The sequence below is a fragment of the Kitasatospora sp. NPDC093550 genome, from assembly GCF_044764985.1.
Lineage (GTDB): Bacteria > Actinomycetota > Actinomycetes > Streptomycetales > Streptomycetaceae > Kitasatospora.
In genome coordinates this window covers 64,027-88,327 of sequence record NZ_JBIWJF010000022.1, presented here as the reverse complement: position 1 = coordinate 88,327, position 24,301 = coordinate 64,027, and the positions used below count along the sequence as shown (strand labels likewise).

Annotated in this window: 18 protein-coding genes and 1 tRNA gene; 15 read left to right on the top strand and 4 right to left on the bottom strand. The window is 72.5% G+C overall.

Annotation, left to right across the window (positions count from 1 at the left end; genetic code table 11):
- Positions 1-12 precede the first annotated feature (12 nt).
- Together ACIRD3_RS29545 and ACIRD3_RS29540 are read left to right on the top strand one after the other, a co-directional pair.
- Positions 13-1,572, top strand: a complete 1,560-nt coding sequence (locus tag ACIRD3_RS29545) for an amino acid permease (RefSeq protein WP_402222728.1) — start codon at positions 13-15, stop codon at positions 1,570-1,572.
- Positions 1,573-1,700: 128 nt separating this feature from the next.
- On the top strand, positions 1,701-3,134 hold the full coding sequence (locus ACIRD3_RS29540) for a glycosyltransferase 87 family protein (RefSeq protein WP_402222726.1): 1,434 nt from the start codon (positions 1,701-1,703) through the stop codon (positions 3,132-3,134).
- Positions 3,135-3,215: 81 nt separating this feature from the next.
- Here the strand turns inward: ACIRD3_RS29540 and ACIRD3_RS29535 are convergent, their stop codons facing one another.
- Both ACIRD3_RS29535 and ACIRD3_RS29530 read right to left on the bottom strand, forming a co-directional pair.
- Positions 3,216-4,976: a penicillin-binding transpeptidase domain-containing protein gene (locus ACIRD3_RS29535; RefSeq protein WP_402222724.1), complete on the bottom strand. Its 1,761-nt coding sequence runs from the start codon at positions 4,974-4,976 to the stop codon at positions 3,216-3,218.
- Positions 4,977-5,205: 229 nt separating this feature from the next.
- The gene (locus tag ACIRD3_RS29530) at positions 5,206-7,005 is read right to left on the bottom strand and encodes a dolichyl-phosphate-mannose--protein mannosyltransferase (RefSeq protein WP_402222722.1); all 1,800 of its coding nucleotides are present in this window, start codon (positions 7,003-7,005) and stop codon (positions 5,206-5,208) included.
- 105 nt (positions 7,006-7,110) lie between these two features.
- Here ACIRD3_RS29530 and rsmI point away from each other — a divergent pair, with 105 nt between their 5' ends.
- The 7 genes from rsmI to ACIRD3_RS29495 all read left to right on the top strand — a co-directional run bounded on the left by rsmI (position 7,111) and on the right by ACIRD3_RS29495 (position 15,303).
- A complete protein-coding gene (rsmI, locus tag ACIRD3_RS29525; RefSeq protein WP_402222720.1) occupies positions 7,111-7,980 on the top strand; it encodes a 16S rRNA (cytidine(1402)-2'-O)-methyltransferase in 870 nt (289 codons plus the stop codon).
- A 235-nt stretch (positions 7,981-8,215) separates the two neighbouring features.
- Positions 8,216-8,641, top strand: coding sequence for a hypothetical protein (locus ACIRD3_RS29520; RefSeq protein ID WP_402222718.1), 426 nt, complete (start codon positions 8,216-8,218; stop codon positions 8,639-8,641).
- 84 nt (positions 8,642-8,725) lie between these two features.
- Positions 8,726-10,375 carry a methionine--tRNA ligase gene (metG, locus tag ACIRD3_RS29515; RefSeq protein WP_402222716.1) on the top strand — a complete coding sequence of 550 codons (1,650 nt, stop codon included), beginning with the start codon at positions 8,726-8,728 and terminating at the stop codon, positions 10,373-10,375.
- Position 10,376: 1 nt separating this feature from the next.
- Positions 10,377-11,255 (top strand): TatD family hydrolase, encoded by an 879-nt coding sequence (locus ACIRD3_RS29510; protein ID WP_402222714.1) that lies wholly within the window; start codon positions 10,377-10,379, stop codon positions 11,253-11,255.
- 177 nt (positions 11,256-11,432) lie between these two features.
- The gene (rsmA, locus tag ACIRD3_RS29505) at positions 11,433-12,320 is read left to right on the top strand and encodes a 16S rRNA (adenine(1518)-N(6)/adenine(1519)-N(6))-dimethyltransferase RsmA (protein WP_402222712.1); all 888 of its coding nucleotides are present in this window, start codon (positions 11,433-11,435) and stop codon (positions 12,318-12,320) included.
- Complete coding sequence (locus ACIRD3_RS29500) at positions 12,317-13,234, top strand: 4-(cytidine 5'-diphospho)-2-C-methyl-D-erythritol kinase (RefSeq protein ID WP_402222711.1); 918 nt, start codon at positions 12,317-12,319, stop codon at positions 13,232-13,234. Before rsmA ends, ACIRD3_RS29500 begins: the two co-directional genes overlap by 4 nt.
- 251 nt (positions 13,235-13,485) lie before the next feature.
- Positions 13,486-15,303, top strand: coding sequence for an ABC-F family ATP-binding cassette domain-containing protein (locus ACIRD3_RS29495; RefSeq protein WP_402222709.1), 1,818 nt, complete (start codon positions 13,486-13,488; stop codon positions 15,301-15,303).
- Positions 15,304-15,379: 76 nt separating this feature from the next.
- Here ACIRD3_RS29495 and ACIRD3_RS29490 read toward each other — a convergent pair whose 3' ends face one another.
- Positions 15,380-17,260, bottom strand: coding sequence for an FUSC family protein (locus ACIRD3_RS29490; protein WP_402222707.1), 1,881 nt, complete (start codon positions 17,258-17,260; stop codon positions 15,380-15,382).
- A gap of 315 nt (positions 17,261-17,575) precedes the next feature.
- On the opposite strand from ACIRD3_RS29490, the gene ACIRD3_RS29485 reads away from it, so the two are divergent.
- The 4 genes from ACIRD3_RS29485 (at position 17,576) to ACIRD3_RS29470 (ending at position 22,795) form a co-directional block, all read left to right on the top strand.
- Positions 17,576-18,133 (top strand): hypothetical protein, encoded by a 558-nt coding sequence (locus ACIRD3_RS29485; RefSeq protein ID WP_402222705.1) that lies wholly within the window; start codon positions 17,576-17,578, stop codon positions 18,131-18,133.
- Positions 18,134-18,293: 160 nt separating this feature from the next.
- Complete coding sequence (locus ACIRD3_RS29480) at positions 18,294-19,802, top strand: WXG100 family type VII secretion target (RefSeq protein WP_402222703.1); 1,509 nt, start codon at positions 18,294-18,296, stop codon at positions 19,800-19,802.
- Between the two features lie 99 nt (positions 19,803-19,901).
- Entirely contained in the window at positions 19,902-21,272 is a 1,371-nt protein-coding gene (locus tag ACIRD3_RS29475) for a S8 family serine peptidase (RefSeq protein WP_402222702.1), read from the top strand.
- A gap of 188 nt (positions 21,273-21,460) precedes the next feature.
- The gene (locus ACIRD3_RS29470; protein ID WP_402222700.1) at positions 21,461-22,795 is read left to right on the top strand and encodes an MFS transporter; all 1,335 of its coding nucleotides are present in this window, start codon (positions 21,461-21,463) and stop codon (positions 22,793-22,795) included.
- A 51-nt stretch (positions 22,796-22,846) separates the two neighbouring features.
- On the opposite strand, the gene ACIRD3_RS29465 is transcribed toward ACIRD3_RS29470, so the two are convergent.
- Positions 22,847-23,443: a flavodoxin family protein gene (locus tag ACIRD3_RS29465; protein ID WP_402222698.1), complete on the bottom strand. Its 597-nt coding sequence runs from the start codon at positions 23,441-23,443 to the stop codon at positions 22,847-22,849.
- A 172-nt stretch (positions 23,444-23,615) separates the two neighbouring features.
- Between ACIRD3_RS29465 and ACIRD3_RS29460 the strand changes: the two genes are divergently transcribed.
- Positions 23,616-24,056, top strand: a complete 441-nt coding sequence (locus tag ACIRD3_RS29460) for a winged helix-turn-helix transcriptional regulator (protein ID WP_402222696.1) — start codon at positions 23,616-23,618, stop codon at positions 24,054-24,056.
- 118 nt (positions 24,057-24,174) lie between these two features.
- Positions 24,175-24,247 (top strand) — tRNA-Thr (locus ACIRD3_RS29455).
- Positions 24,248-24,301 lie beyond the last annotated feature (54 nt).

The window sequence follows — 24,301 nt, the reverse complement described above, 5'->3', positions numbered from 1 at the left end:
GGTTGGTCTTCCATGACACCTCCTGGCGTCTCGGGTGACCGGCCGCTAGGACACCCTCCCCCGCCTAGAAGGACCGCAGTTTTGGCCAGCAACACCCTCGGTGCGCGTCTACTGCGACGCAAGCCCGTCTCGACCCTGATCGCGGAGAGCGAGGGGCACGACGCCCTTCCGGCGGGCGCACCCGAGGAGGGCGGGCGTTCCGGCATCCACCTGCGCCGCTCGATCGGCCTCTGGCAGCTCTCCTCGATCGGCATCGGCGCCACCATCGGCACCGGCATCTTCTTCGTGCTGAGCACCGCGGTGCCCTCGGCCGGCCCGGCCGTCATCCTGTCCTTCGTGATCGCCGCGGTCACCGCCGGACTCACCGCGCTCTGCTACGCCGAGATGGCCTCCGCGATCCCGGTCTCCGGCTCGTCCTACTCCTACGCCTACGCCACCCTCGGCGAGGGCGTGGCCTTCGGCGTGGGCATCTGCCTGCTGATGGAGTACGGCGTCTCCGCCTCCGCGATCGCGGTCAGCTGGGCCGAGTACCTGAACAAGTTCCTCGACCTGGCCTTCGGGGTGAAGATCCCCGAGCAGCTGTCCGGCGCGCCGGACAGCACCCACTGGTTCAACCTGCCGGCGCTGCTGCTGGTCGCGATGGTCTGCTTCCTGCTGATCCGCGGCGTGAGCGAGTCGGTGAAGGTCAACGCGGCGATGGTCGGGATCAAGATCCTGATCCTGATCCTGTTCATCGGCGTCGCGCTGACCGGCTTCCACTCCGGGAACCTGACCCCGTTCATGCCGCTCGGCATCGGCGGCGTGCAGGTCGCCGCGTCCAGCATCTTCTTCTCCTTCATCGGCCTGGACGCCGTCTCCACCGCCGGCGAGGAGGTCAAGAACCCGCGCCGCACCCTGCCGATGGCGATCATCATCTCGCTGGTCGTGGTGACCCTGCTCTACATCCTGGTCGCCCTGGCCGGCATCGGCGCCCAGCCCTGGGAGAAGTTCGACGGCCAGGAGGCCGGCCTCGCCCAGATCCTCCAGGACATCACCGGCCAGAGCTGGCCCGCGATGGTCTTCGCGATCGGCGCGATCATCTCGATCTTCAGCATCACCCTCGTGGTGATCTACGGCCAGACCCGCATCCTGTACTCGATGGGTCGCGACGGCATGCTGCCCAAGCGCTTCGCCGAGCTCTCCCCGCGGACCGGCACCCCGATCTGGAACACCATCGTGGTCGGCCTCGGCGTGGGCGCCCTGGCCGCCTTCATCCCGCTGAACGTGCTGGCCGACATCACCAGCCTCGGGACGCTCATCGCCTTCTCGGTCGTCTCGATCGGCGTGATCATCCTGCGCCGCACCCAGCCCGACCTGCCGCGCGGCTTCAAGGTGCCCGGCTACCCGGTCGTCCCGCTGATCAGCGTCGGCTTCTGCATCTACCTGATCACCGGCCTGCACGCCGACACCTTCCGGGCCGGCGCGATCGCCCTCGCCGTCGCCGTGGTCGTGTACTTCGGCTACAGCATCAAGCACTCGCGCCTGGAGCAGGCTGAGCCGGAGGCCGTCCCGGCCGACCGCACCGCCGACTGACCCGCAGGCGAACCAGACGTGAAGGGCCGCCGACCGACAGGACACTCGGCGGCCCTTTTCGTACCGTCATCCGCCCAGTGCCCCACGCCATGGCGACAGGGCCGGGCCCGCACCCCTAACCTTCCACCATGGTGAGCACCCGCACGCCCGGCTACCTCCGCCCGCGCGGCCGCTTCACCGGCCGCCGCAGAACGCCGGCGCAGACCTTCGTGACCGAGGCGTCGTCCAGACCCGGCCGACCCCCGAGGGGCTTCTCGGTCCGCCCGTTCCCCCGACAGCGTGGCGAGAGCACCTTTCCGCCCACGCCCGATCGGCTGAATCCCGCCAAGCTCGCCGCGCTCGCCTCGATGCGGACCGTGCAACTGCTCGGCTGCCTGATCGCGGCCGGCTGGGCCGCCGCCTTCCCGCTCGTCTCCGACCTGCCCAACCAGCGCCAGTGGGGCCTGATCGCGGCCCCCGCCTACGCCCTCGCCGGGCTGCTCTGCCTGACCCTCCCGCGCCGCTTCGCGGCCCGGACGGCCGCCGCGGTCGCCCTCGTGGGCGCCGTCCTCGTACCGCTCGGACTGCTCGCCCTGCACGGCCGCCACCAGTCCGAGGTCATGGTGGTCGAACGCTCGGCCCACCTGCTGCTCACCACCGGCGACGCCTACCTGCCGCACCCGGTGGTGGTGACCGACTACAACCCGTACCTGCCGGCGATGGCCCTGTTCGGGCTCCCGCGCCAGCTGCTCGGCGACTCCACCGCCTTCGCCCGGGTCGCCGGGGACGCGCGGATCTGGTTCGCACTGACCTTCTTCGCCTGCCTGCTGGCCGCCTGGCGACTGCTGCGGCCCTCCCGCCCCGACGGCGTCGACCCGCGCGCGCCACTGCTGCCGCTGGCCGTCCTCACCGCCTCGCCGCTGATAGCGCTCGCGCTGGTCGTCGGCGGCGTGGACCTGCCGCTGATCGGCGTCTGCTGCCTCGCCATGGCCCTCGCCGAGCGGGACCGCACCGTCGGCGCCGGGCTGGTGCTCGCCCTCGCCTGCACCCTGAAGTGGACGGCCTGGCCCGCGCTGCCGGTCGCCGTCCTGCTGCTCTGGCGGCTGTACGGCCGTCGGCCCGCCGCCCGGACCGCGCTGATCGGGACCGGGGTGAGCGTGGCGGTGATCCTGCCCTCCGTCCTGACCCAGGCGGACGCGCTGGCGGAGCAGGTGGTGCGCTTCCCGCTCGGGATGACCGCGATCCGCACCCCGGCGGGCAGTCCGCTGCCGGGCAAGGTGCTGGCCGGCTTCGGGCCGACCGGGCACGCCATCTCGATGGCGCTGATGACGGTGGCGCTGATCGGGGTCGCGATCTGGCTGCTGGCCAGGCCGCCGGTCTCCGCGATCGCCGCGGCCGACCTGCTGGCCGCCGGGCTCGCGATCGCCTTCATGCTCGCCCCGGCCGGGCGGTTCGGGTACCTGGCGCTGCCGGTGGTGCTGATGATCTGGCCCAGGCTGGCGGCCCGGCGCTGGACCAGCCGGCGCCCGGCCCCGCCGGGCCGGGTGCCCGAGCCGGCGGAGCCCGCCCTGCCGCGGAGCTGAGCCGGAGGGTTTCCGGCCGCAAACACCGGAGCCCGCCCCTGCGGAGAAGCAGGGGCGGGCTCCGTGGCGTACTGACGGCCGTCAGCGGCCGGCGGCGGCCTTCAGGAGGGAGGCCACCGCGGGGCCGGCCGCGTCGACGCCGTGGCCGCCGCCCTGGACCTCGGCGGCCACCGCGATGTTGCCGCGGTAAGCGGTGAACCAGCTGTTGGTGGTGGACGCGCCCTGGACCTCGGCGGAACCGGTCTTGGCGCCCGCGTTGTCGGTGATCCCGGCCATCACCTGGCTGGCCGTGCCGCCGACCGCGGTGGCGTTCATCATCGCGCGCAGCTTGCCGGCGACGTCCGGCGAGATCTGGCGGGCGGCCGCCTGCTGCGGCAGGCCGGCGACCAGGATCGGCTGCTTGAACGCCCCGCTCTGGACGGTGGCGGTGATCGAGGCGATCGCCAGCGGGTTCATCTGGACCTTGCCCTGGCCGATGTAGTTCATGGCCTGCTCGTCCTTGCTGCCCGGCGTCGCCGGCACCTTGCCGTCGGCGTTCGGCAGACCGGTCTTCCACTCCAGGCCGATGCCGAACACGTCCTTGGCCGTGGCGGACAGCGTCTCCGGCTTGAGGCTGGTCAGGCCCTGGTTGATGAAGGCGGTGTTGCAGGACACCATGAAGTCCTGCTGGAGCGTGTTGTTCGGGAACGCGCCCGGGAAGTCGTTGGGGATCGGGACCGAGTTGCTGCTCTTCTCCGGACAGGCCACCACGGTGTCCGGGTTGATCCCGGCCTCCAGCAGCGCCGCCGAGGTGACGATCTTCATCGTCGAGCCCGGCGCGAGCAGTCCGGCGAAGGCCCGGTTCTGACCGTTGGCGGGCGAGTTGGCGAAGGCCAGCACCTGGCCGGTGCTGGGCTCGATCGCCACGATGGAGCCGGGCTTGCCGCCCAGGTCGGTCATCGCCTTCTCGGCGGCGGCCTGGACGGTGTTGTCGATGGTCACCTTGAACGGCTTGCCGGGCTTCGGCTCGACGATGGTGAACAGCTTGTCCGGGGCGCCCTTGCCGGCCGGGTCGCTGATCACCACGGCCTTGCCCGAGTCCTGGTCCTTGGCCGGGTCCGGCGGGAGCAGCTTCTGGGCGTTGTCCTGCAGGGTGTTCATCAGCGCCGGGGTGAGCGAGGCGCCCTGCAGCGGCTTGCCGTTGCGGTCCACCACGGTGGACGGCGGGGCGAAGACCTGCTGGGCGGCGATGGTCTCGTTGCCGGACAGGTGCGGGTGGATCACCGACGGCGCCCAGTGCACGGCCGGGGTGTTGTCGCTCATCTTCACGACGCCGAGGAAGCCCTGGTAGTCCCAGGCCCGGTTGGTGCCCTCGAACTCGGCGCGCGCCTTGAAGCTCATCAGCGTGCCGGTGGGCCCGGGGGTGGCGGAGGCGGACGGCGAGTCGGTGGCGCCCGGGGTGCCCGCCGAGGGCGTCGCGGAGGCCCCGGCGCTCGGCTTGGCGGGGCTGGGGGTACCGGTGGCGGCGGCGAAGACCTGCTGGGTGGTCGGACCGGTCGGGGTGAGGGTCAGCGCGCTCGGCTTCACCTGGTCCCGGAACGCCGTCAGCGCGGTGGTGGCCGCGGCCGGGTCGTCGGTCAGCGAGGCCGCCTTGGCGATGTCCCCGGCCGCCCAGGCCGCCAGGAAGTCCTTCGCGCCGGCCGCGGCCTGGTCGGCCGACGGCGGCTCGGCGACCACCGTGCGGGGCTTCTTGTCGGACCCCGAGCCGTCCGAGGCCATCAGGCTGTACGCGCCGTAGCCGCCGCCCGCGAGGACGGCGATGGACACGCCGGTGATGATGCCGATCTTCGCGCCACTGCGCATGGTGCAGGTCCCCCAGGGGTCTCGCGGCCGGGCGCAACCGGCCGGGGCCGGAAACGCGGTACGCCCCCACCCTAGGCAGGCGGAATCGGTACGCCCGCGAAACGCCCGCCACTTGTGACGGATCTGGTACGTGTCGTGCACCGCGTACGGACGATTCGGGGGGACGCGGTGCGCGTCGGGGGCGGGAGCGCGGGCGGCCCGGGTCTGACGGCCGGCTCGGGGCCGGCCGTCAGATCCAGCTGTTGAACCACATCCGGCGGCGCCAGTCCTCCAGCGGGATGGTCTGGCCGGTGAACAGCGGGAAGAAGAACAGGAAGTTCCAGACGATCAGCAGCACCAGCAGGCCGGCCGTCGCGGAGCCGATGATCCGGCGGTCCCGGGAGGCGCCGGGCGGGCCGATCAGGGCGCCGACCAGCATCGTCACCGCGAGCACCAGGAACGGGACGAAGACCACCGCGTAGAAGAGGAAGATCGTCCGCTGCTGGTAGGCGAACCACGGCAGGTAGCCGGCGGCCAGGCCGCACAGCAGGGCGCCGGCCCGCCAGTCCCGACGCAGCGCCCAGCGCCACAGGCAGTAGACCAGCGCCACGACGGCCGTCCACCACAGCAGCGGGGTGCCGATGCCCAGCACCTCGCGGGCGCAGTCGGCGGCGGTGCAGCCGGCCTGGCCCAGCTTGGGGGACTCGTAGTAGAAGGAGACCGGTCGGCCCAGCACCAGCCAGGACCACGGGTTGGACTGGTAGGTGTGCGGGTCGCTCAGGTGGGTGTGGAACTCGTAGACCGTCGAGTGGTAGTGCCACAGGGCCCGCAGGCCCTCGGGTATCCACGGGTAGTCGGTGGAGCGGCCGACCGCCCAGTCCCGGCCCCAGCCGCCCCTGCCCGGGGCGTTGCTGCTGGCGAACCAGCCCCACCAGGACGCGACGTAGACCGTCATCGAGACCACGACGACGGAGAGGAAGGCCGGAAGCACGTCCCGGGCGAGCACCGCCCGGAGCGGGTGGGGCGCGCCGGCCAGGCGGCGGGCGCCGACGTCCCAGAGCACGCTCATCAGGCCGAACGCCGCCATCACGTACAGACCGCTCCACTTGGTGGCGCAGGTCAGGCCGATGCAGACGCCGGCCGCGATCCGGTACGGGCGCCAGCCCAGGTTCACCCGCTGGGCGAGCTCCGCGTTCTCCACCCCGCCGAGCCGCTCGGCCAACAGGGCCCGGGTGCGGTCGCGGTCCAGCAGCAGGAAGCCGAAGGCGGCGACGATCCAGAACATCACCACGAGGTCCAGCAGGGCCGCCCGGCTGAGCACCAGGTGCAGGCCGTCCACCGAGAGCAGCAGGCCGGCCACGCAGCCCAGCAGGGTCGAGCGGAACATCCGGCGGGCGATCCGGGCCAGCAGCAGCACCGACAGGGTGCCGAGCAGCGCCACCGAGAACCGCCAGCCGAAGGGGTTCATGCCGAACAGCTGCTCGCCGAAGCCGATGATCCACTTGCCCACCGGCGGATGGACCACGTACGAGGCCGTCGAGCGGTACGGGACGGCCGCACCGGGCGTCATGATCGTGGTGTTGGCGTCCTCCGGCCAGCTGATCTCGTAGCCGCCGTGCCAGAGCGCGTAGGCGTCCTTGGCGTAGTACGTCTCGTCGAAGATGATCGCGTGCGGCTGGCCGAGGTTGGTGAACCGCAGGATCCCGGCGAACACCGCCACCGCCACCGGGCCCAGCCAGCCGGCCCAGCGGCACAGGAAGAACCACAGGCCCTGCGGCAGCGAGAGGCCCATGCCCAGCAGCAGCGGGGACTGCGGCACGTCGCGCGGGGTCACCCGCGGACCGTCCGGCATCGGCGGGACCAGGCGCTCGGCCAGCGGCGCCGTCGGGCGGGCGACGTACCCGTGGCGGGCCAGGCGCTCGCGCCAGGTCGGGGCCGCGGGGGCGGCGTGCACGGCGGGCTCCGCCGGGCGGGGGGACGGCAGGCCGAGGCCGCCCCACCCGGAGTGGTCCGTACCGGTGGGCGTCTGGGCCGCCGTGTCGCCGTTCATCCGCCACATCGTAGGGGCGCTCTTCGTACGCGCGTCCGCTCCCTCGGAAGCTGCCCGAATCGTCACCAAAAGCCCCGCGCGGTGGCAGCTGCAAGGATGGGGCCCGTGACAGGAGTACTCGTTCTCGCAGGCACCCCCATCGGCGACGTCTCGGACGCCCCGCCCCGACTCGTCCACGAACTGGCCACGGCGGACGTCATCGCGGCCGAGGACACCCGGCGGCTGCGCCGGCTCACCCAGGCGCTCGGGGTGACCCCGGCGGGCCGGGTGGTCTCCTACTTCGAGGGCAACGAGGTCGGCCGCACCCCCGAACTGGTCGACGCGCTGCTGGGCGGCGCCCGGGTGCTGCTGGTGACCGACGCCGGCATGCCCTCGGTCTCCGACCCCGGCTACCGGCTGGTCGCCGCGGCCGTCGCCGCGGAGGTCAAGGTCACCGCGGTGCCCGGGCCGTCCGCGGTGCTCACCGCGCTCGCCCTGTCCGGCCTGCCGGTCGACCGCTTCACCTTCGAGGGCTTCCTGCCCCGCAAGACCGGCGACCGGGCCCGGCAGCTCGCCTCGATCGCCGCCGAGCCGCGCACCATGGTCTTCTTCGAGGCGCCGCACCGGATCGCCGAGGCGCTGGCCGCGATGGCCGAGGCGTTCGGGCCGGAGCGCCCGGCCGCCGTCTGCCGCGAGCTCACCAAGACCTACGAGGAGGTCAAGCGCGGGCCGATCGGCGAACTGGCCGCCTGGGCGGCGGACGGCGTCAAGGGCGAGATCACCGTGGTGGTCGCGGGCGCCCCGCCGGCCGCGCCGCAGGAGCTGACCCCGGCCGAGCTGGCCCGGCTGGTGGCCGTGCGCGAGGAGGCGGGGGAGCGGCGCAAGGAGGCCATCGCGGCCGTCGCCGCCGAGCTCTCGCTGCCCAAGCGGGAGGTCTTCGACGCGGTCGTGGCGGCCAAGAAGGAGGGTCTGGAAGGGGGCCTGAAAAAGGGGTGAATTCCGGGGGTTGCGTTGCGCACGGGGCGTCGTACCTTGGAGGGAAGGCCCCGGTAAACACCCGCTGAGCTGAAGTTTCGGTCGCGGTTTTCGGCCCCTGGGAGGCCCTTCGTATAGGGCTCCCCAACCCGCATCCAAGTCTTCACAAGTGGGGCGTCGGCCGGGGCGGTCCGGGCATTTCCTGGAATGGAAAGACCCAGCCGGGCGAGCGCCCGGCGGGCGCTGGGAGACGGCTATGAGTGACATTGTCGGTAACCCCCGCGGTGGCAACGCGCTGAGCACGGCCGGCCTGGCCGGGCGGGCGCACACTCCCGTCGAGACCGTGCGGGAGGCCTACTCCTTCGCGTGCCTGCGATGCGGGTACGGCTGGGAGCAGTCGTACGACATCGAGCACCACGTGGCCAAGGACGGGCACGTCGTGTTCGAGTACCACGCCAACGGTGTCCGGGTGCCGTCCCCGCTGCTCAAGCCGACCTGCCCCGGGTGCGGTGGCCACACCGTCCGGATCATGCGCGAGGGCCGGGTGGCCTCCGCCGACCAGCCCTGGCAGCACGCCCCCGGCTACCCGGCGCACGCCGAGCCGGCCGGGCCGCCCCCGGCGGCCGAGCCCGCCAAGCCGCGCGGACGCTGGGCCCGGTTCTGGTCGCGGCTGCTGGGCTGACCCCCGAGGACGCGGGAGCACCGCCCCCGGCCGGGACGCAACTCGGTCGAGGGCGGTGCGCGTGCCCGACTAAGCTTGCCGACCATGGCGGCCACTGCAGACCACAGCACCACCGGGGCGAGCGCCCCGGCGTACTACGTTTCCACCCCGATCTACTACGTCAACGATCGCCCGCACCTGGGCCACGCGTACACCACCGTGGCGGGCGACGTCCTCACCCGCTGGCACCGCCAGCGCGGCGAGAAGGTGTGGTACCTGACCGGCACCGACGAGCACGGCCAGAAGATCATGCGGACCGCCGAGGCGAACGGCGTCAGCCCGCAGGAGTGGTGCGACAAGCTGGTCGAGGAGGCCTGGAAGCCGCTCTGGGAGCACCTGGAGATCGCCAACGACGACTTCATCCGGACCACCCAGCAGCGGCACACCGACCGCGTGCAGGAGTTCGTCCAGGACCTGTACGACAAGGGCGAGATCTACAAGGGCGGCTACTCCGGCCCGTACTGCGTCGGCTGCGAGGAGTACAAGCTCCCCAACGAGCTGCTCGACGGCGCGACCGAGGACGAGAAGCTCTGCCCGATCCACAAGAAGCCGGTGGAGTGGCTGGAGGAGGAGAACTACTTCTTCCGGCTGTCCGCCTACACCGAGAAGCTGCTGGAGTTCTACGCCGAGAACCCCGGCTTCATCGCCCCGGAGACCGCCCGCAACGAGGTGCTGCGCTTCGTCGAGCAGGGCCTGCAGGACCTCTCCATCTCCCGCTCCACCTTCAACTGGGGCGTGCCGCTGCCCTGGGACGAGAAGCACGTCCTCTACGTGTGGGTGGACGCGCTGCAGAACTACATCACCGCCGCCGGCTACGGCAGCGACCCGGAGCGCTTCGCCGAGCTGTGGCCCGCCTCCGTGCACCTGGTCGGCAAGGACATCCTGCGGTTCCACGCCGTCATCTGGCCCGCCATGCTGATGGCCGCCGGGCTGCCGCTGCCCAAGCGGGTCGTCGCCAACGGCTGGCTGATGGTCGGCGGCGAGAAGATGTCCAAGTCCAACCTGACCGGCATCGCGCCCACCGACCTGACCTCGCACTTCGGCGTGGACGCCTACCGCTACTACTTCCTGCGGGCGATCCCGTTCGGCACGGACGGCTCGTTCTCCTGGGAGGACTTCACCGCCCGCTACACCTCCGAGCTGGCCAACGACTTCGGCAACCTGGCCTCCCGGGTCGCCGCGATGGTCGGCAAGTACTTCGACGGGGTGCTGCCCGCCCCCGCCGCGCCGGGCGACGCCGAGCAGGCCGTCGCGGACGGGCTGGCCAAGGCCGTCGAGGCGGCCGACCGGAAGATCGGCGAGGAGCTGGACTTCGCCGGCGGCCTCGCGGCGATCTTCGAGTTCGTCAAGCAGGTCAACGGCTACATCACCGAGCAGGAGCCCTGGAAGGTCGCCAAGACGGCATTCGGAGAGGGCGGCTCCGCAGAGGGCTCCGCGGAGGGCCGGGCGCGCCTGGCGACCATCCTCTACACCGCCGCCGAGTCGCTGCGCGCCACCGCCGTGCTGCTCAACCCGGTGATGCCGTCCACCGCCGAGAAGCTGTGGGACTCGCTGGGCGCCGAGGCCGCCGGCCTGGGCGCGCTGTCCGCGCAGACCGTCGCCACCGCGGCCGACTGGGGCCGGCTGCCCGCCGGTGCCACCGTCACCAAGGGCGAGATCCTCTTCCCGCGCCTCGAAGAGAAGCCGGCCGCCTGACGTGGCCGTCAAGGACGACGACCGGTCGACCCCGCCGCCGCTGCCGGAACCCCTGGCGGTGGCGGTGGCCGACTCGCACACCCACCTCGACATGCAGTCCGGCACCCCGGCCGACGGCCTGGCCCGCGCCGCCTCGGTCGGGGTCACCACGGTGGTCCAGGTGGGCTGCGACATCCCCGGCTCGCGCTGGGCCGCCGAGCTGGCCGCCCAGTTCGAGCAGGTCCACGCGGCCGTCGCCCTGCACCCCAACGAGGCGCCGCGGATCTTCCTCGGCGACGCGGACGGCTGGTCCGGGCAGCAGCGGGAGGCCGGCGGCGCCGCCGCGCTGGACGAGGCGCTGGCCGAGATCGACCGGCTCGCCGCGCTGCCGCAGGTGCTGGCGGTCGGCGAGACCGGGCTGGACTACTTCCGCACCGGGCCGGAGGGCGTGGAGATCCAGAAGGAGTCGTTCCGCCGGCACATCGAGATGGCCAAGCGGCACGGCAAGGCCCTGGTCATCCACGACCGGGACGCCCACGAGGACGTCATCGCCGTCCTGCTGGAGGAGGGCGCCCCGGAGCGGACGGTCTTCCACTGCTACTCCGGCGACGCCGAGATGGCCAAGACCTGCGCCGAGCACGGCTGGTACCTGTCCTTCGCCGGTCCGGTCACCTTCAAGGCCAACCAGCCGCTGCGGGACGCCCTGCTGGCCACCCCGCTCGACCGGATCCTGGTCGAGACCGACGCCCCCTTCCTCACCCCGCACCCCTACCGCGGCCGGCCCAACGCCCCGTACCTGATCCCGGTCACGGTGCGCTCGATGGCGGCCACCCTGGGGCTGCACGAGGACGAGCTGTCGGCGGCCATCGCCGAGAACACGGCGCGGGCCTTCGGGTACTGAGCCTCGTACCGCGCGGCAGCGAGTCGCGTCCCGCGCGGTGACGGGTCGCCCCGGGCGGTAACGGGTCGCCCCGGGCGGCGGCGTCCCCGGGCGACAGCGCCCCGGGCGGTGCCCCCGGGTGCCGCCGTGCGGATCGGCGGGGCCGGACGGCGGCCCCCGCGCCCGTATCCTTGGCGCGTGAGCACCACCGACCCCACCCCTGACAGCCACCTCCTGGGCGCCGCCGACATCCGGGAGCTGGCCGCCGCGTTCGGCGTGAAGCCGACCAAGCAGCGCGGGCAGAACTTCGTCATCGACGGCAACACCGTGCGGCGGATCGTCCGGGCCGCCGAGGTGACGGAGCAGGACGCGGTGGTGGAGGTCGGGCCGGGGCTCGGCTCGCTGACGCTCGCGCTGCTGGAGGTCGCGCGGCACGTGACGGCCGTCGAGATCGACCCCGTGCTGGCCCAGCACCTGCCGGACACCGTCGCCGCCCGGATGCCGGGCAAGGCGGACTCCTTCGACCTGGTGTTCAGCGACGCCATGGAGGTCACCGAGCTCCCCGGGCCGGCGCCCACCGCGCTGGTCGCCAACCTCCCGTACAACGTGGCCGTACCCGTGCTGCTGCACATGCTGGCGACCTTCCCCAGCATCGAGCGGACCCTGGTGATGGTGCAGAGCGAGGTCGCCGACCGGCTCGCCGCCAAGCCGGGCAACAAGGTGTACGGCGTCCCCTCCGTCAAGGCCAACTGGTACGCCGACGTGAAGCGGGCCGGCGCCATCGGACGCAACGTCTTCTGGCCGGCCCCCAACGTCGACTCCGGACTGGTCTCGCTGATCCGCCGCGAGCCGCCGAAGACCAGCGCCGGCCGCGAGGAGGTGTTCGCCGTCGTCGACGCCGCGTTCGCCCAGCGGCGCAAGACCCTGCGGGCCGCCCTGGCCGGCTGGGCCGGCTCCGCCGCCCGGGCCGAGCAGGCGCTCGCCGCCGCCGGGATCGACCACAAGCTGCGCGGCGAGATGCTGACGGTCGAGCAGTTCGCCGCGATCGCCGAGCACAAGCCCCCGAAGGACGAGGACAGCGAGTGATCACCGTACGGGTGCCGGCCAAGGTCAACGTCCAGCTCGGGGTCGGCGGACTGCGCGCCGACGGGTTCCACGACCTGGCCAACGTCTTCTTCGCGGTCGCGCTGGGTGACGAGGTCACGGCCACCCCGGGCGAGGGCGTCACGCTCAGCTGCTCCGGACCGGACGCCGCCGTCGTCCCGCTCGACGACAGCAACCTCGCCGCCCGCGCCGCCCGGCTGCTCGCCGCCCACCACGGCATCGCCGACCCGGGCGTGCACCTGCACATCGCCAAGGCCATCCCGGTGGCCGGCGGCATGGCCGGCGGCAGCGCCGACGGAGCGGCCGCGCTGGTCGCCTGCGACGCGCTGTGGCAGCTGGACACCCCGAGGGAGACGCTGCTGGAACTCGCCGCGGAACTGGGCTCGGACGTGCCGTTCGCCCTGATCGGCGGGGTCGCGCTCGGCCGCGGCCGGGGCGAGATCCTGGCGCCGCTCGCCGTCGAGGGCACCTACCACTGGGTCTTCGCGGTCGCCGACGGCGGCCTGTCCACCCCCGCCGTCTTCCGCGAGTGCGACCGGCTGCGCGAGGAGGCCGGCACCGGCTCCAGCGACACCGACATCGCCACCCCCGACGCCGACCCGGCCCTGCTCGCCGCGCTCTCCGAGGGCGACGCCGTCGCCCTGGCCGCGGCGCTCGCCAACGACCTCCAGCCCGCCGCGCTCTCGCTGCGCCCCGCGCTCGCCGACACCCTGCGGGCCGGCACCGAGGCGGGCGCGCTCGGGGCACTGGTCTCCGGCTCCGGGCCGACCTGCGCCTTCCTCGCCAAGGACGCCGACGCGGCCGCCGCCGTCGCCGAGGCACTGCGGGCCTCCGGCACCTGCCGGACGGCGCACGCGACGTACGGGCCGGTGGCGGGGGCCGCGGTCGTGGCGTAGCGCCCGGGTGCCGCGTCGGGGCGGCGGGTCCGTGCGGCGGGGGGAAGGTCCGTGCTTCGGCGGGAGGTCCGTGCTGCGGGGAAGGACCGTGCTGCGGGGGAGGTTCGTGCTGCTGGAGTTCCGTGCTCCGGCGGGAGCGGCAGCGCGGTGAGGGTGTCGTCGCTGGCCCATTAGGCTGGGGAGATCGGGGTGTCCCCGATTCAGGGGCGGCGGGCCGCCCCGCGACCGCCGAACCCAGGAGCGCAGCACACGTGGCCGTCAACCTCGCCACCATCGAGTCCGTCACGAAGGTCTACGGCACCCGCACCCTGCTGGACGCGGTCAGCCTGGGCGTCAGCGAGGGCGACCGGATCGGCGTCGTCGGCCGCAACGGCGACGGCAAGACCACCCTCATCCGGATGCTCGCCAAGCTGGAGGAGCCCGACAGCGGTCGGATCACCCACTCCGGCGGACTGCAGATGGCCGTCCTCACCCAGCACGACTCGCTCGACCCCGAGGCCACCATCCGGCACGAGGTGATCGCCGACCGGGCCGACCACGAGTGGCTCGGCGACGCCCGCATCCGCGACATCATCGAAGGCCTCTTCGGCGGCCTCGACCTGCCCGGCTTCGCCGACGGCCTCGACACCGTCATCGGCCCGCTCTCCGGTGGCGAGCGCCGCCGGATCGCCCTCGCCAAGCTGCTGCTCGGCTCGCCCGACCTCATCGTCCTGGACGAGCCCACCAACCACCTCGACGTCGAGGGCATCAACTGGCTCGCCGAGCACCTGCAGAAGCGCCGCTCCGCCCTCGTCTGCGTCACCCACGACCGCTGGTTCCTCGACCAGGTCTGCACCCGGATGTGGGACGTCCAGCACGGCGAGGTGCACGAGTACGAGGGCGGCTACTCCGACTACGTCTTCGCCCGCGCCGAGCGCTCCCGGATCGAAGCCGTCGAGGAGCAGAAGCGCCAGAACCTGGCCCGCAAGGAGCTCGCCTGGCTGCGCCGCGGCGCCCCCGCCCGCACCTCCAAGCCGCGCTACCGGATCGAGGCCGCCAACGCCCTGATCGCCGACGTGCCGGAGCCCCGCGACAAGTCCGAGCTGATGAAGTTCGCCAACGCGCGGCTCGGCCGGACCGTCTTCGACCTGGAGGGCGTGACCGTCAAGGCCGGCCCCAAGCTGCTGCTGGAGAACCTCACCTGGCAGCTCGGCCCCGGCGAGCGGATCGGCCTGCTCGGCGTCAACGGCGCCGGCAAGACCTCGCTGCTGCGCGCCCTGCGCGACGCCTACGCCAGCGAGGGCGACGTGCAGCCCGCGTCCGGCCTCATCAAGGTCGGCAAGACGGTGCGGCTGGCCTACCTGTCCCAGGAGGTCGCCGAGCTCGACCCGACGACCCGGGTGCTGCAGGCCGTCGAGCAGGTCCGCTCGCGCGTCGACCTCGGCAAGGGCCGGGAGATGAGCGCCGGCCAGCTGTGCGAGCAGTTCGGCTTCGGCAAGGACAAGCAGTGGACGCCGGTCGGCGACCTGTCCGGTGGCGAGCGGCGCCGCCTCCAGCTGCTGCGCCTGCTCATGGACGAGCCCAACGTCCTGTTCCTCGACGAGCCCACGAACGACCTGGACATCGAGACCCTCAACCAGCTGGAGGACCTGCTCGACGGCTGGCCCGGCTCGATGATCGTCATCAGCCACGACCGCTTCTTCATCGAGCGGACCACGGACACCGTCCACGCCCTGCTCGGCGACCGGAAGATGCGGATGCTGCCGAACGGCGTCGACGAGTACCTGGAGCGGCGGGCCCGGATGGCCGCCGAGGCCGCCGCCGTCGCCGCTTCGGCGGCCGCACCGGCGGCCGAGACCGCCGCGACCGGGCTCTCCGGCGGAGACCTCCGGGCGGCGAAGAAGGAGATGCAGAAGCTGGAGCGGCAGATCGCCAAGCTGGACGAGAAGGAGTCCAAGCTGCACGCCCAACTCGCCGAGCACGCCGCCGACTTCTCCAAGGTCGCCGAACTGGACGCGCAGCTGCGCGTGGTCCGGGAGGAGAAGGAGGAGCTGGAGATGAGCTGGCTGGAGCTGGCCGAGCAGGTCTGAGCGCTGCCCTTCGGTGGGGCCGGCCGTTCTGGGCGCCCGGGAGGCCGGATCGGCCGGCCGTCCGGCAGTTCTATAGCTAGCCGTTCGCGAGGAGCGCTTCGAGTTCGTCCGCCGCACGGCCCAGCGCGCTGCGCGTCGGGTCGTGCGGCCCGGTCGGACGGTCCGCCGGCGTGGTCGGCGGCCTGTGCGCGCGGGCGGCGGCGGTCAGTTCGTCCAGCGCCCGGCGGACCCGGTCGACCTCGGCCGGGTCCGGCACCCGGCCGCCGTACCGGACCTGCGCCGCGAACGCCGCCACCGCGCCGCCCAGCCGCTCCAGCGCCGCCGTCGCCGGCAGCCACCGCTCGGCCAGCCGGCCGGTCGGCGGCGGTTCGGCCAGCCCCTGCCGCACCTCCTGGCGGGCGTCCGCCAGCGAGCGGTACGCCGTACGGCGCAGCCACACCTCGGCCCGGTCGGCGCTCCCGGTGACCACCGCGTCCAGGTAGGCCCGCAGCGCCGTCGTCGCGTCCACCAGCCGGGGCTCGATCCGGTGACGCGGACGCTCCGGCCACAACAGGTACCCGAAGACCAGGACGATCGCGCTCGCCAGCACGGAGTCCAGGACCCGGGGCCGGAACTCCGCCGCGCCGCTCTGGCCGCCGAGTTGGAGCAGGACCAGCGCCATCGGCGTCATCACCACGGTGTTCAACCCGTAGTGCACCGCCGTGACGTACGGCAGCAGGGCCACGCAGAGCGCGGCGACCGCCGTCAACGCCCACGGGTCGGTGGTCAGCACGAGCAGCGCCGCCGTCACCGCGACCCCGAGCACCGTGCCGATCGCACGGCTCACCGCGCGCAGGAACACCGAACCGAGGTCCGGCTTGAGGACGAAGGCGATCGTCATCGGGACCCAGTAGCTCCTGCCGAGCGGGTAGTTGACGGTGACCGCCGAACCGGCCGCGATGCACAGCGCGACGCGCAGGCCGTAGCGGAGGGACGACCGGGACAGCGGGCCCGGTACCGGCGTGGGTGTCGGCGCGGGGGCGGTGTCGAGACCGGTGGCACGGCCCGCCACGGTGTCCGCGGCGGCGCGCAACGCCACGTCCAGGGCCCGCCGGGCGGGCGTGTCCGGCCGCCAGTCGGGGACGTCGACCTCGCCGCCGCCCCGACGAACCGCCGCCGCAAGACGGCCCGGCACCCCGGCGACCTCCGGCGGGACGGGACGGCGCGCCCACAACAGGCCCGTCGCCGCCTCCGTGGCGGCGAGCGCGGCCTCGTACCGGCCGTCGGAGGTGCGGCCCCCGGGACCCCTCCCCGGGAGGAGGTCCTGGACCTGGTTCAGGCGGGCCGTCAGCACCTGCCGCGAGCCCGCCGCCCGCGACGTGCCCAAGTCCGCGAGAGTACGGCCGAGCGCGTCGTACGCGGCCGCGAGCGCCCGTACCCGGGGATCGGTCCCCGGCCGGCCCGACACCCCCGCCGGCAACCCCAGCACCACCACCAACGCCGCACCCGCGAGCACCATCGGTGCCGCCGCCCACCACGGGTGCGGCAGCGGCATCCCGCTCCCCAGCGCCGCCGACACCAACAACAACATCCCGGCCGCCGACCCGCGAGGCCCCGTCGCACTCAGGGAACCGGAGACGACGGCCGTCAACGTCAGCGCCACCCCGAGGGCGACCCCGCCGACCCCGGCGAACTGAAGGGCCGTGCCCACCAGCATGCCCAGCGCGGAGGCCGACACCGCCGCCCCGATCCGGACCACCCGCAACCGCGAAGGCTCGACCCGGTCGTTCATCGTCGCGTGCATCGCCCCGAGCCCGGCGAACACCCCCAGGTCCAGCCGGTGCGCCACCAGACCGGCCGCCAACGGCACCGCCATGCCCACAGCCGCCCGGAGCATCAACGCCCACGGCAACGGCACCCGCGCCGGCCGTACGGCACGCACCCACCAGGGGGCGGCCTCCGGGGAGCCCGAACTCATGCGGTCACGTCCGTTCTGCGGCCTGGGTCGCTGCTGTGCGACGCTGCGCGGCAGATGGGCGTACCGGACCAGTCTACCGAGGCCCCGACGACCGTTCGTACGTGTCGGGTTCGTACCGATCGCGTACGGGCGGGCCAAGGTCCCTGCCCGTCCGACAGGGGCGATGGCTACCATGACGGAGGCGAAAACCGCCCCCACGGCGGGCGGTCGCCGACCAGGACGGTACGACCGAGAAGTTGACGGTGTGTTGCGGCACGAAACCACCGGGGTACGCCCGGGACGGTGCCCGGCCGTACGGGGGAGAGGTGGACTGCCGTGGCAGATGACGGCAAGCCGGGGACGACCGCCAACCCGACGGAGCCCGCGGGGACGAACCCCGCGCCTCCGTCCGCTGACGCCAAACCGTACGTGCTGCCCACCAATCCGAAGATGTACGGTCCCACGATCAGCGAGTCGCAGACCTACGGGGACGCCAACTCGCTGGTCGCGGCCTTCGGCGATCACGACGTCAAGGTCGAGCTGGATACGCTGACCGAGTTTTCGAAGAAGGTCGAGGCCCTGCTGCAGGTCATGGAGGGCTCGGCGGCGGCGCCCTACAAGCTCCAGGAGCAGAAACTCACCGAGCAGAGCTTCGCCAGTGCGAAGTTCGCGGAGGCGACGGCGCTGACGACCGCCTACGACAAGGTGCATGCCCAGCTCGTCCAACTGCACAAGGATTTCGCGAGCCAGATCCAGGCGATGCAGACGGCGGTTTCGAAGACGGCCGGAAACTACGCGGCCAACGAGGACCACACGACGGCCGCGCAGAACACGGTCGCGAAGAGTGCGGGTGCCACCACGTCGACGCCGGGGTCGGACGACCTCAAGTACTGATGGCGGTCTGCGGAGGGTCATACGGGGAAACGGGGAGCAAGCAGTGTCAGGCGGAACGAACTTCGAAGGCATTGACCACGCCCACCTGCGGAAGATGGTCGACAGCACGGATCCTGCGACGGTCCTCAGCCGAGGCACTCAGCTGCAGGCGGCTGGCAGAGTGCTGAAGGAGCTGAGTTCGGCGCTCAAGGCGCACGTCAGCAGCGTCACCTGGGAAGGCCCTGCCGCCGAGAACTTCAAGACGTGGGCGAGCAACCTCCAGCAGTCGGCGCAGATCATCGGCGACCACGCCACGACCGCCGGTGACGCGATGCACCAGGCGGGTGAGGCGCTCAGCACCGCCAAGTCCGCTGTTCCTGCGGTGCCACAGGCGGAGATCGACACGGTGGCCAAGCGCAACTCGCAGACGGTCTACATTCCGGCGGGAGCACAACTCGCCGTTGGGCAGTCCGTCGACGATTACATGCACTCCGTCGACAAGAACTGGGTCACCGAGTATCAGGCCACTCAGGCCCAGGCGAAGATCGCCAAGGAGCACCAGGACGCCGTTCTCCAGATGGAGAAACTGGCCCAGGCTTACAGCGCCGCGACGACGACGCTGAATGGGATCCCCACTGATGTGGTGCTGCCGGGAACGCCCGGTGCAGGGAGTAACAAGGACGAGTCGACTACTGCCTCGGGCGGTGGGGGCGGCTACGGCAGCTCCGCCCGCAGCCCTCGTACACGTGGCGGCAGCGTCGGTAGCAGCTACAGCCCCTCCGGCGGGGGCAGTCACGGCGGCGGCTCGGTCACGGCGTACCACCCGGGATCGGATCCCACCGGTCCGTCCGGCGGCCACACCGGCCCGATCCCGCCGCAGGGCGGCGGCCAGTTGCCGCCCGCGCCGCAGGACCCGGGCTCCACGATCCCGCCGTCCCACCCGTCGGACCCGGTCAACCGTCCGGGCACCGGATTGGACAGCCTCCCGACGGCGCCGACCCAGACGGGCCCGAACGGCCCCGGCGGTGGTCCTCTGTCGACGACGACCGGGCCGACCAGCCCCGTCTACCCGAGCGGCCCGACCGGCCCCGGTGGCGGGCCCAACGGTCCCGGTGGGGGGCCGATGCCCGGCCTGCCGCTCGGTCCCGGTGGCGGTTCGGTCAAGTCCAAGGGCGGTGGCAGCGACTACCTCCCCGGCAAGGGTGGCACCGTCAACCCCCGCATGCCGTTCGGCGGCCAGACGCCCGGGAAGAACGGCACCCCGGGCATTCCCACCGGGACGGTCTTCGGTTCCCGTGAGGCGGGGCCGGGCGGCGGCGGGACCAACGGCAACAGCATGGGAATGCACCCCGGCATGGGGGGCGGCCACGGCGGAGCCGTCGGTGCGGGCGGAGGCTCGCGGGGCCGGGGCCTGGCCTCGACCACCGGGGGCATGGTCGGCGGCCGCAAGGGACCGACCGCCGGCGGTGAGTTCACCCCCGGCGGTACCGGCCTGCGCAACCGAGCGGCTGCGGCGGGAGCCGCCGAGGGCGGCACCCGCCCGGGCCAGAACGGCATGATGGCCCCCGGCATGGGGGGCCACGGAGGCCGCAACGAGCGCAACCGCCGCCAGCGGGCTGACTACCTGCACGAGGACGAGGAGACCTGGACCAGCGGTACTCCGGAGAGCAACCCGGACGTGATTGAGTAGGACCTCGACGACTGCCCGGCCACTGGGCTATCCCAGTGGCCGGGCAGGCTTGTTCGGGGCACGCTTCCCGGTCGGTGGAGAGAGTGACGAGGAGTCGTGATGGGGCGGACGAACACGCGCACGCGTTGGCGAGCGACTGCTGCGGCACTTCTGGCAGCGGGAATCGTGGTCGGCCCGGTCACTGCACCGGCGGTTGCCGAAGACACGATCCGGCAGCAACAGTGGCACTTGGACGCCATGCATGCTCCGGAGATGTGGAAGACGTCCCAGGGGCAGGGCATCACTGTTGCGGTGATCGATAGCGGGTTCAAGCTGGATCATCCGGACCTGGAAGGGCAGTTTCTGCCCGGTAAGGATTTCAGTGGGAGCCCTGGTGGCGTGGGGTCATTCGCGGACGGCCACGGTACAGGCATGTCCAGCCTCATTGCCGGTACCGGCAAGGGGATGGGAGGAACCGGAGCGCAAGGCTTGGCGCCGGGTGTCAAGATTCTGCCACTGAAGATCAACACGGGCTCAGTCGGGGCACTCGTCTCGACCGATTTCCTCGGCCAGGTTGGGCAAGCCATCACCTACGCGACCGAGCAGGGCGCAAAGGTGGTCAACATCTCCCAGGGGATCGGCGCTGTCACGGCCTTTCCTGAGGACGTTGCGAAACTGAATCAAATCATCGCAACTGCCAACGCCAAGGGTGTACTCGTCGTTGCAAGTGTCGGAAACGAAGGCGACAAGGGAAATCCGATCGAGTACCCCGGCGCCCTTCCGGGGGTCATCGGCGTTGGCGCCTCGGATCAGAATGGCTCAGTCACGGCAGAGTCCGAGCGGGGATCGCAAGTAGCCCTTGTCGCGCCCGGTATGGACATGATTGCTGCTTGTACTTCTCCTACTGGCTATTGCAAGAGCCACGGCACCTCTGATTCGACCGCATTGGTATCGGCCTCGGCGGCGCTGGTCTGGTCGCTGCATCCGACCTGGACGGCCAACCAGGTTCTCCGTGTCCTCATCAACTCAGCTGGTAAGCCGGCCAGCGGAGCGAATCGGACCGACACTGCTGGATATGGCGCGGTGCGGCCACGTATCGCATTGACGAATCCGGGAGATCCAGGACCGGCTGATGTCTCGCCGCTCCCCCCGGCCGCGACGGCCGTGCCCTCAGCCGCCCCGTCGGCTTCGGCAAGCGTGTCTGCTACCCCGTCGCCGGTACCGAGTCCGACCGAGGTGGCGGTCGGCGCGCCGACGGTGCAGCCGAAGGCTGGTGCGTCGTCCGGGTCGGGCGGCGGTGCGTTGCCGATCGTGGGTGGTGTGGTGGCCGGGTTGGTGGCGGTGGCCGGCGTGGTGTTCGTCGTGGTGCGGCGGCGGAAGGCGGCTGTGCGGGCCGGTGTTCAGGCGCAGCAGGCGGTGGGCGGGGTGATGCCTCCGCCGCCGTCGTACCGGCCGCCGGTGTCGCCGGAGGAGAACCCGTACGCGAAGTAGTCGCTCCTGCGGGCGGGCCGACCGCTTCGACCGCGGCCGCAGGCGTGCGCTGATGGATCCGGGGCCAGTGCCCCCCGACCGCGGCGGTATCCGGGGGAGTGCGGCCCGGGCGTGGGGTGGGGGGTGTGCGCCGGGGTCACTCGGGTGGGGGCTGGTGGGGGTGGGGGCGGGGTGGTGAGGGTGGTGGTATGGATGCGGAAGGTGCCTGGCAGGCGGGGCAGTTGCGGCGGGCGGCGGTTGCGGCGCTGATCGGGACGGCGATCGAGTTCTACGACTTCTTCATTTACGGGACGGCGGCCGCGTTGGTGTTCGGGCCGGTGTTCTTTCCCGGGCTGGGTGCGGTGGGGGCGCTGTTGGCGGCGTTCTCGGTGTACGCGGTGGCGTTCTTGGCCCGGCCGCTGGGGGCGGTGGTGTTCGGGCACTTCGGGGACCGGGTGGGGCGGAAGGCGACGCTGGTGGTGTCGCTGCTGTTGATGGGGTTGGCGACGGCGGCGGTGGGGGTGTTGCCGGGGTTCGCGGTGTGGGGGTGGTGGGCGCCGGCGGTGCTGGTGGCGTTGCGGGTGTGCCAGGGCGTCGGCTTGGGCGGGGAGTGGGGCGGGGCGGCGCTGTTGATCGCGGAGAACGCGCCGGCCCGGCGGCGGGGGCGGTACGGGGGGTTCCTGCAGTTGGGGCCGACGGCGGGCTTCGTGTTGGCGAACGGGGTGTTCCTGGCGCTCCAACTCGGCCTGGACGAGCGGGCGTTCCGTGGGTGGGGTTGGCGGGTGCCGTTCCTGGCCTCGTTCGCGCTGGTGGCGGTGGGCCTGTTCGTGCGGTTGCGGATCGAGGAGTCGCCGTTGTTCCGGTCGGCGGAGCGCGGGGTGCGGCCGCCGGTGCTGGAGGTGGTGCGGGAGCACTGGCGGCCGGTGTTGGCGGGCGGCGGGGCGATCACGGTGGGGTACGCGTTGTTCTACCTGACCACGACGTACGCGCTGGCGTACGCGACGTCCGGGCTCGGGGTGGCGAGCGCGGTGGTGCTGTCGATGCTGCTGGCCGGTGCGGTGGGGATGGCCGCGACGGTGTGGCTGAGCGCCTCGCGCAGTGACCGGTGGGGGCGGCGGCGGACGCTGCGGTGGGCGACGGGCCTGGCGGCGGGGTGGTCGCTGGTGCTGTTCCCGCTGGTGGAGACGGCGAGCCGGTCGCTGATGTTCGTGGCGTTGGCGGGGGCGATGGTGGTGCTGGGCTGTCTGTTCGGCCCGGTGGCGGCGTTCCTGCCGGAGCTGTTCCCGACCCGGGTGCGCTACACGGGTGCCGCCCTGACGTACAACCTGGGCGGGGTGGTCGGCGGTGCGGCGACGCCGTTGGTGGCGACGCGGCTGACCGAGGCGTACGGGACGGCGCAGCCGGCGGGCTGCTACCTGGCGGTGCTGGGCGTGCTGGCCCTGGGGTGCCTGCGGTTGCTGCCGGAGACCACCGGCACCGAGCTGGGGGCGGTGGACGGCGGACGCCGCCGGGCGCCCCTGCTGGGGGCGGATCCGGCGGCGTAGCAGCGGCACGGAAGCGGCGTCGATGCCGCCTGGCCGCGAGCGGGGGTCCGGTCAGCCGGCCAGGGCGGCGCGGCCGGCCAGGACGACGGCGGTGTGCCGGGCGACGCGCTCGCCGAGGTGCTCGGCGGTCGCGATGTCGGCCTTGTGGACGGCCTCCGGGCCGGCGTCGGCCGGGCTGGAGGCGGCGGCGCCGTTGAAGAAGCCGAGGCGGTTGAGGTCGTTCTCGGAGCCGGTGGTGGCGTTCCAGCCGGGCTTGAGGCCGAGGTTGACCCAGTTCATGCCGTGCTGGGCGGCGAGGGTCTGGAAGAAGCCGAGGGTGCCGGCCTTGTCGCCGCTCTTGGAGGCGGAGTTGGTGAAGCCGGCCGAGACCTTGTCCTTCCAGGCGTCGGTGAACCAGCGCTTGCTGCTGGCCTCGGCGAAGACGTGGAAGGCGCCGGAGGCGGTGCCCATGTAGGTGGGGGAGCCGAAGACGATCGCGTCGGCGGCGTCCAGCTGGGCCCACTGCTCCTCGGTGATGGTGTCGACGGCGATGGTGACGACGTCGGCTCCGCCGGCGGCGGCGCCACGGGCGACGGCCTCGGCGATCACGGCGGTGTGGCCGTAGCCGGAGTGGTAGGCGAGGGCGACGGTCGGGCGGATGGCGGTCATGCGGGCACTCCAGGGAGGGGCGGGGCCGGCGCGGGCCGGCGGAGCAGGCGGTGGGGACGGACCGGGGGCAGGGCGTGCCGGGCGGCCCAGGTCCGTCGTGGTCTCCAATATAGACCAGGTCTCTATTGGTTACCAAGAGCGGATTGGAGACCGCAGGGCTACCCTGGTGGGCATGACGACCGAGGAAGCGGCCCGGAGCAAGGGACGCGAACGCGAAGAGGGGCAGCAGTCGGAGCATCCGGAGCAGCCGTACGACGTCTTCGGCCGGCTCTGTCCGAGCCGTGAGCTGTTCGCCGAGCTGGCCGACAAGTGGTCGCTGCTGATCCTGATGAGCCTCGCCGCCTGCGGGCCGCAGCGCTTCTCCGAGCTCCAGCGCGGGGTCGGCGGGGTCAGTCGCAAGATGCTCACCCAGTCGCTGCGCAACCTGGAGCGCAGCGGCCTGGTGCTCCGCACGGTCTACCCGGAGACGCCGCCGCGGGTGGTCTACGACCTGCTGCCGCTTGGCCGCGAGCTGGCCGGGCTGGTCACGCCGCTCGGCCGGTGGACGGAGGGCCGGGCCGGGCAGATGATGGCGGCCCGCGCGGAGTTCGACGCGGCGCACGCCGAGGGCTGAGGCCGCCCGGGGTGGGGGCAAGGAGCGGGTGGGGCCCGGGGTCGGGGCCGATTTCCCTTCCGGGCCGACGGCCGTGTAATGTCTTCCTTGTTCGACCGGCCCGGTGAAAACCCGGCAAGCCCCTATAGCTCAGTCGGTAGAGCGTCTCCATGGTAAGGAGAAGGTCTGCGGTTCGATTCCGCATGGGGGCTCAACTGAAGGACCCCCGCCTGACGGCGGGGGTCCTTCGCGTTTCCGTCGGCGGC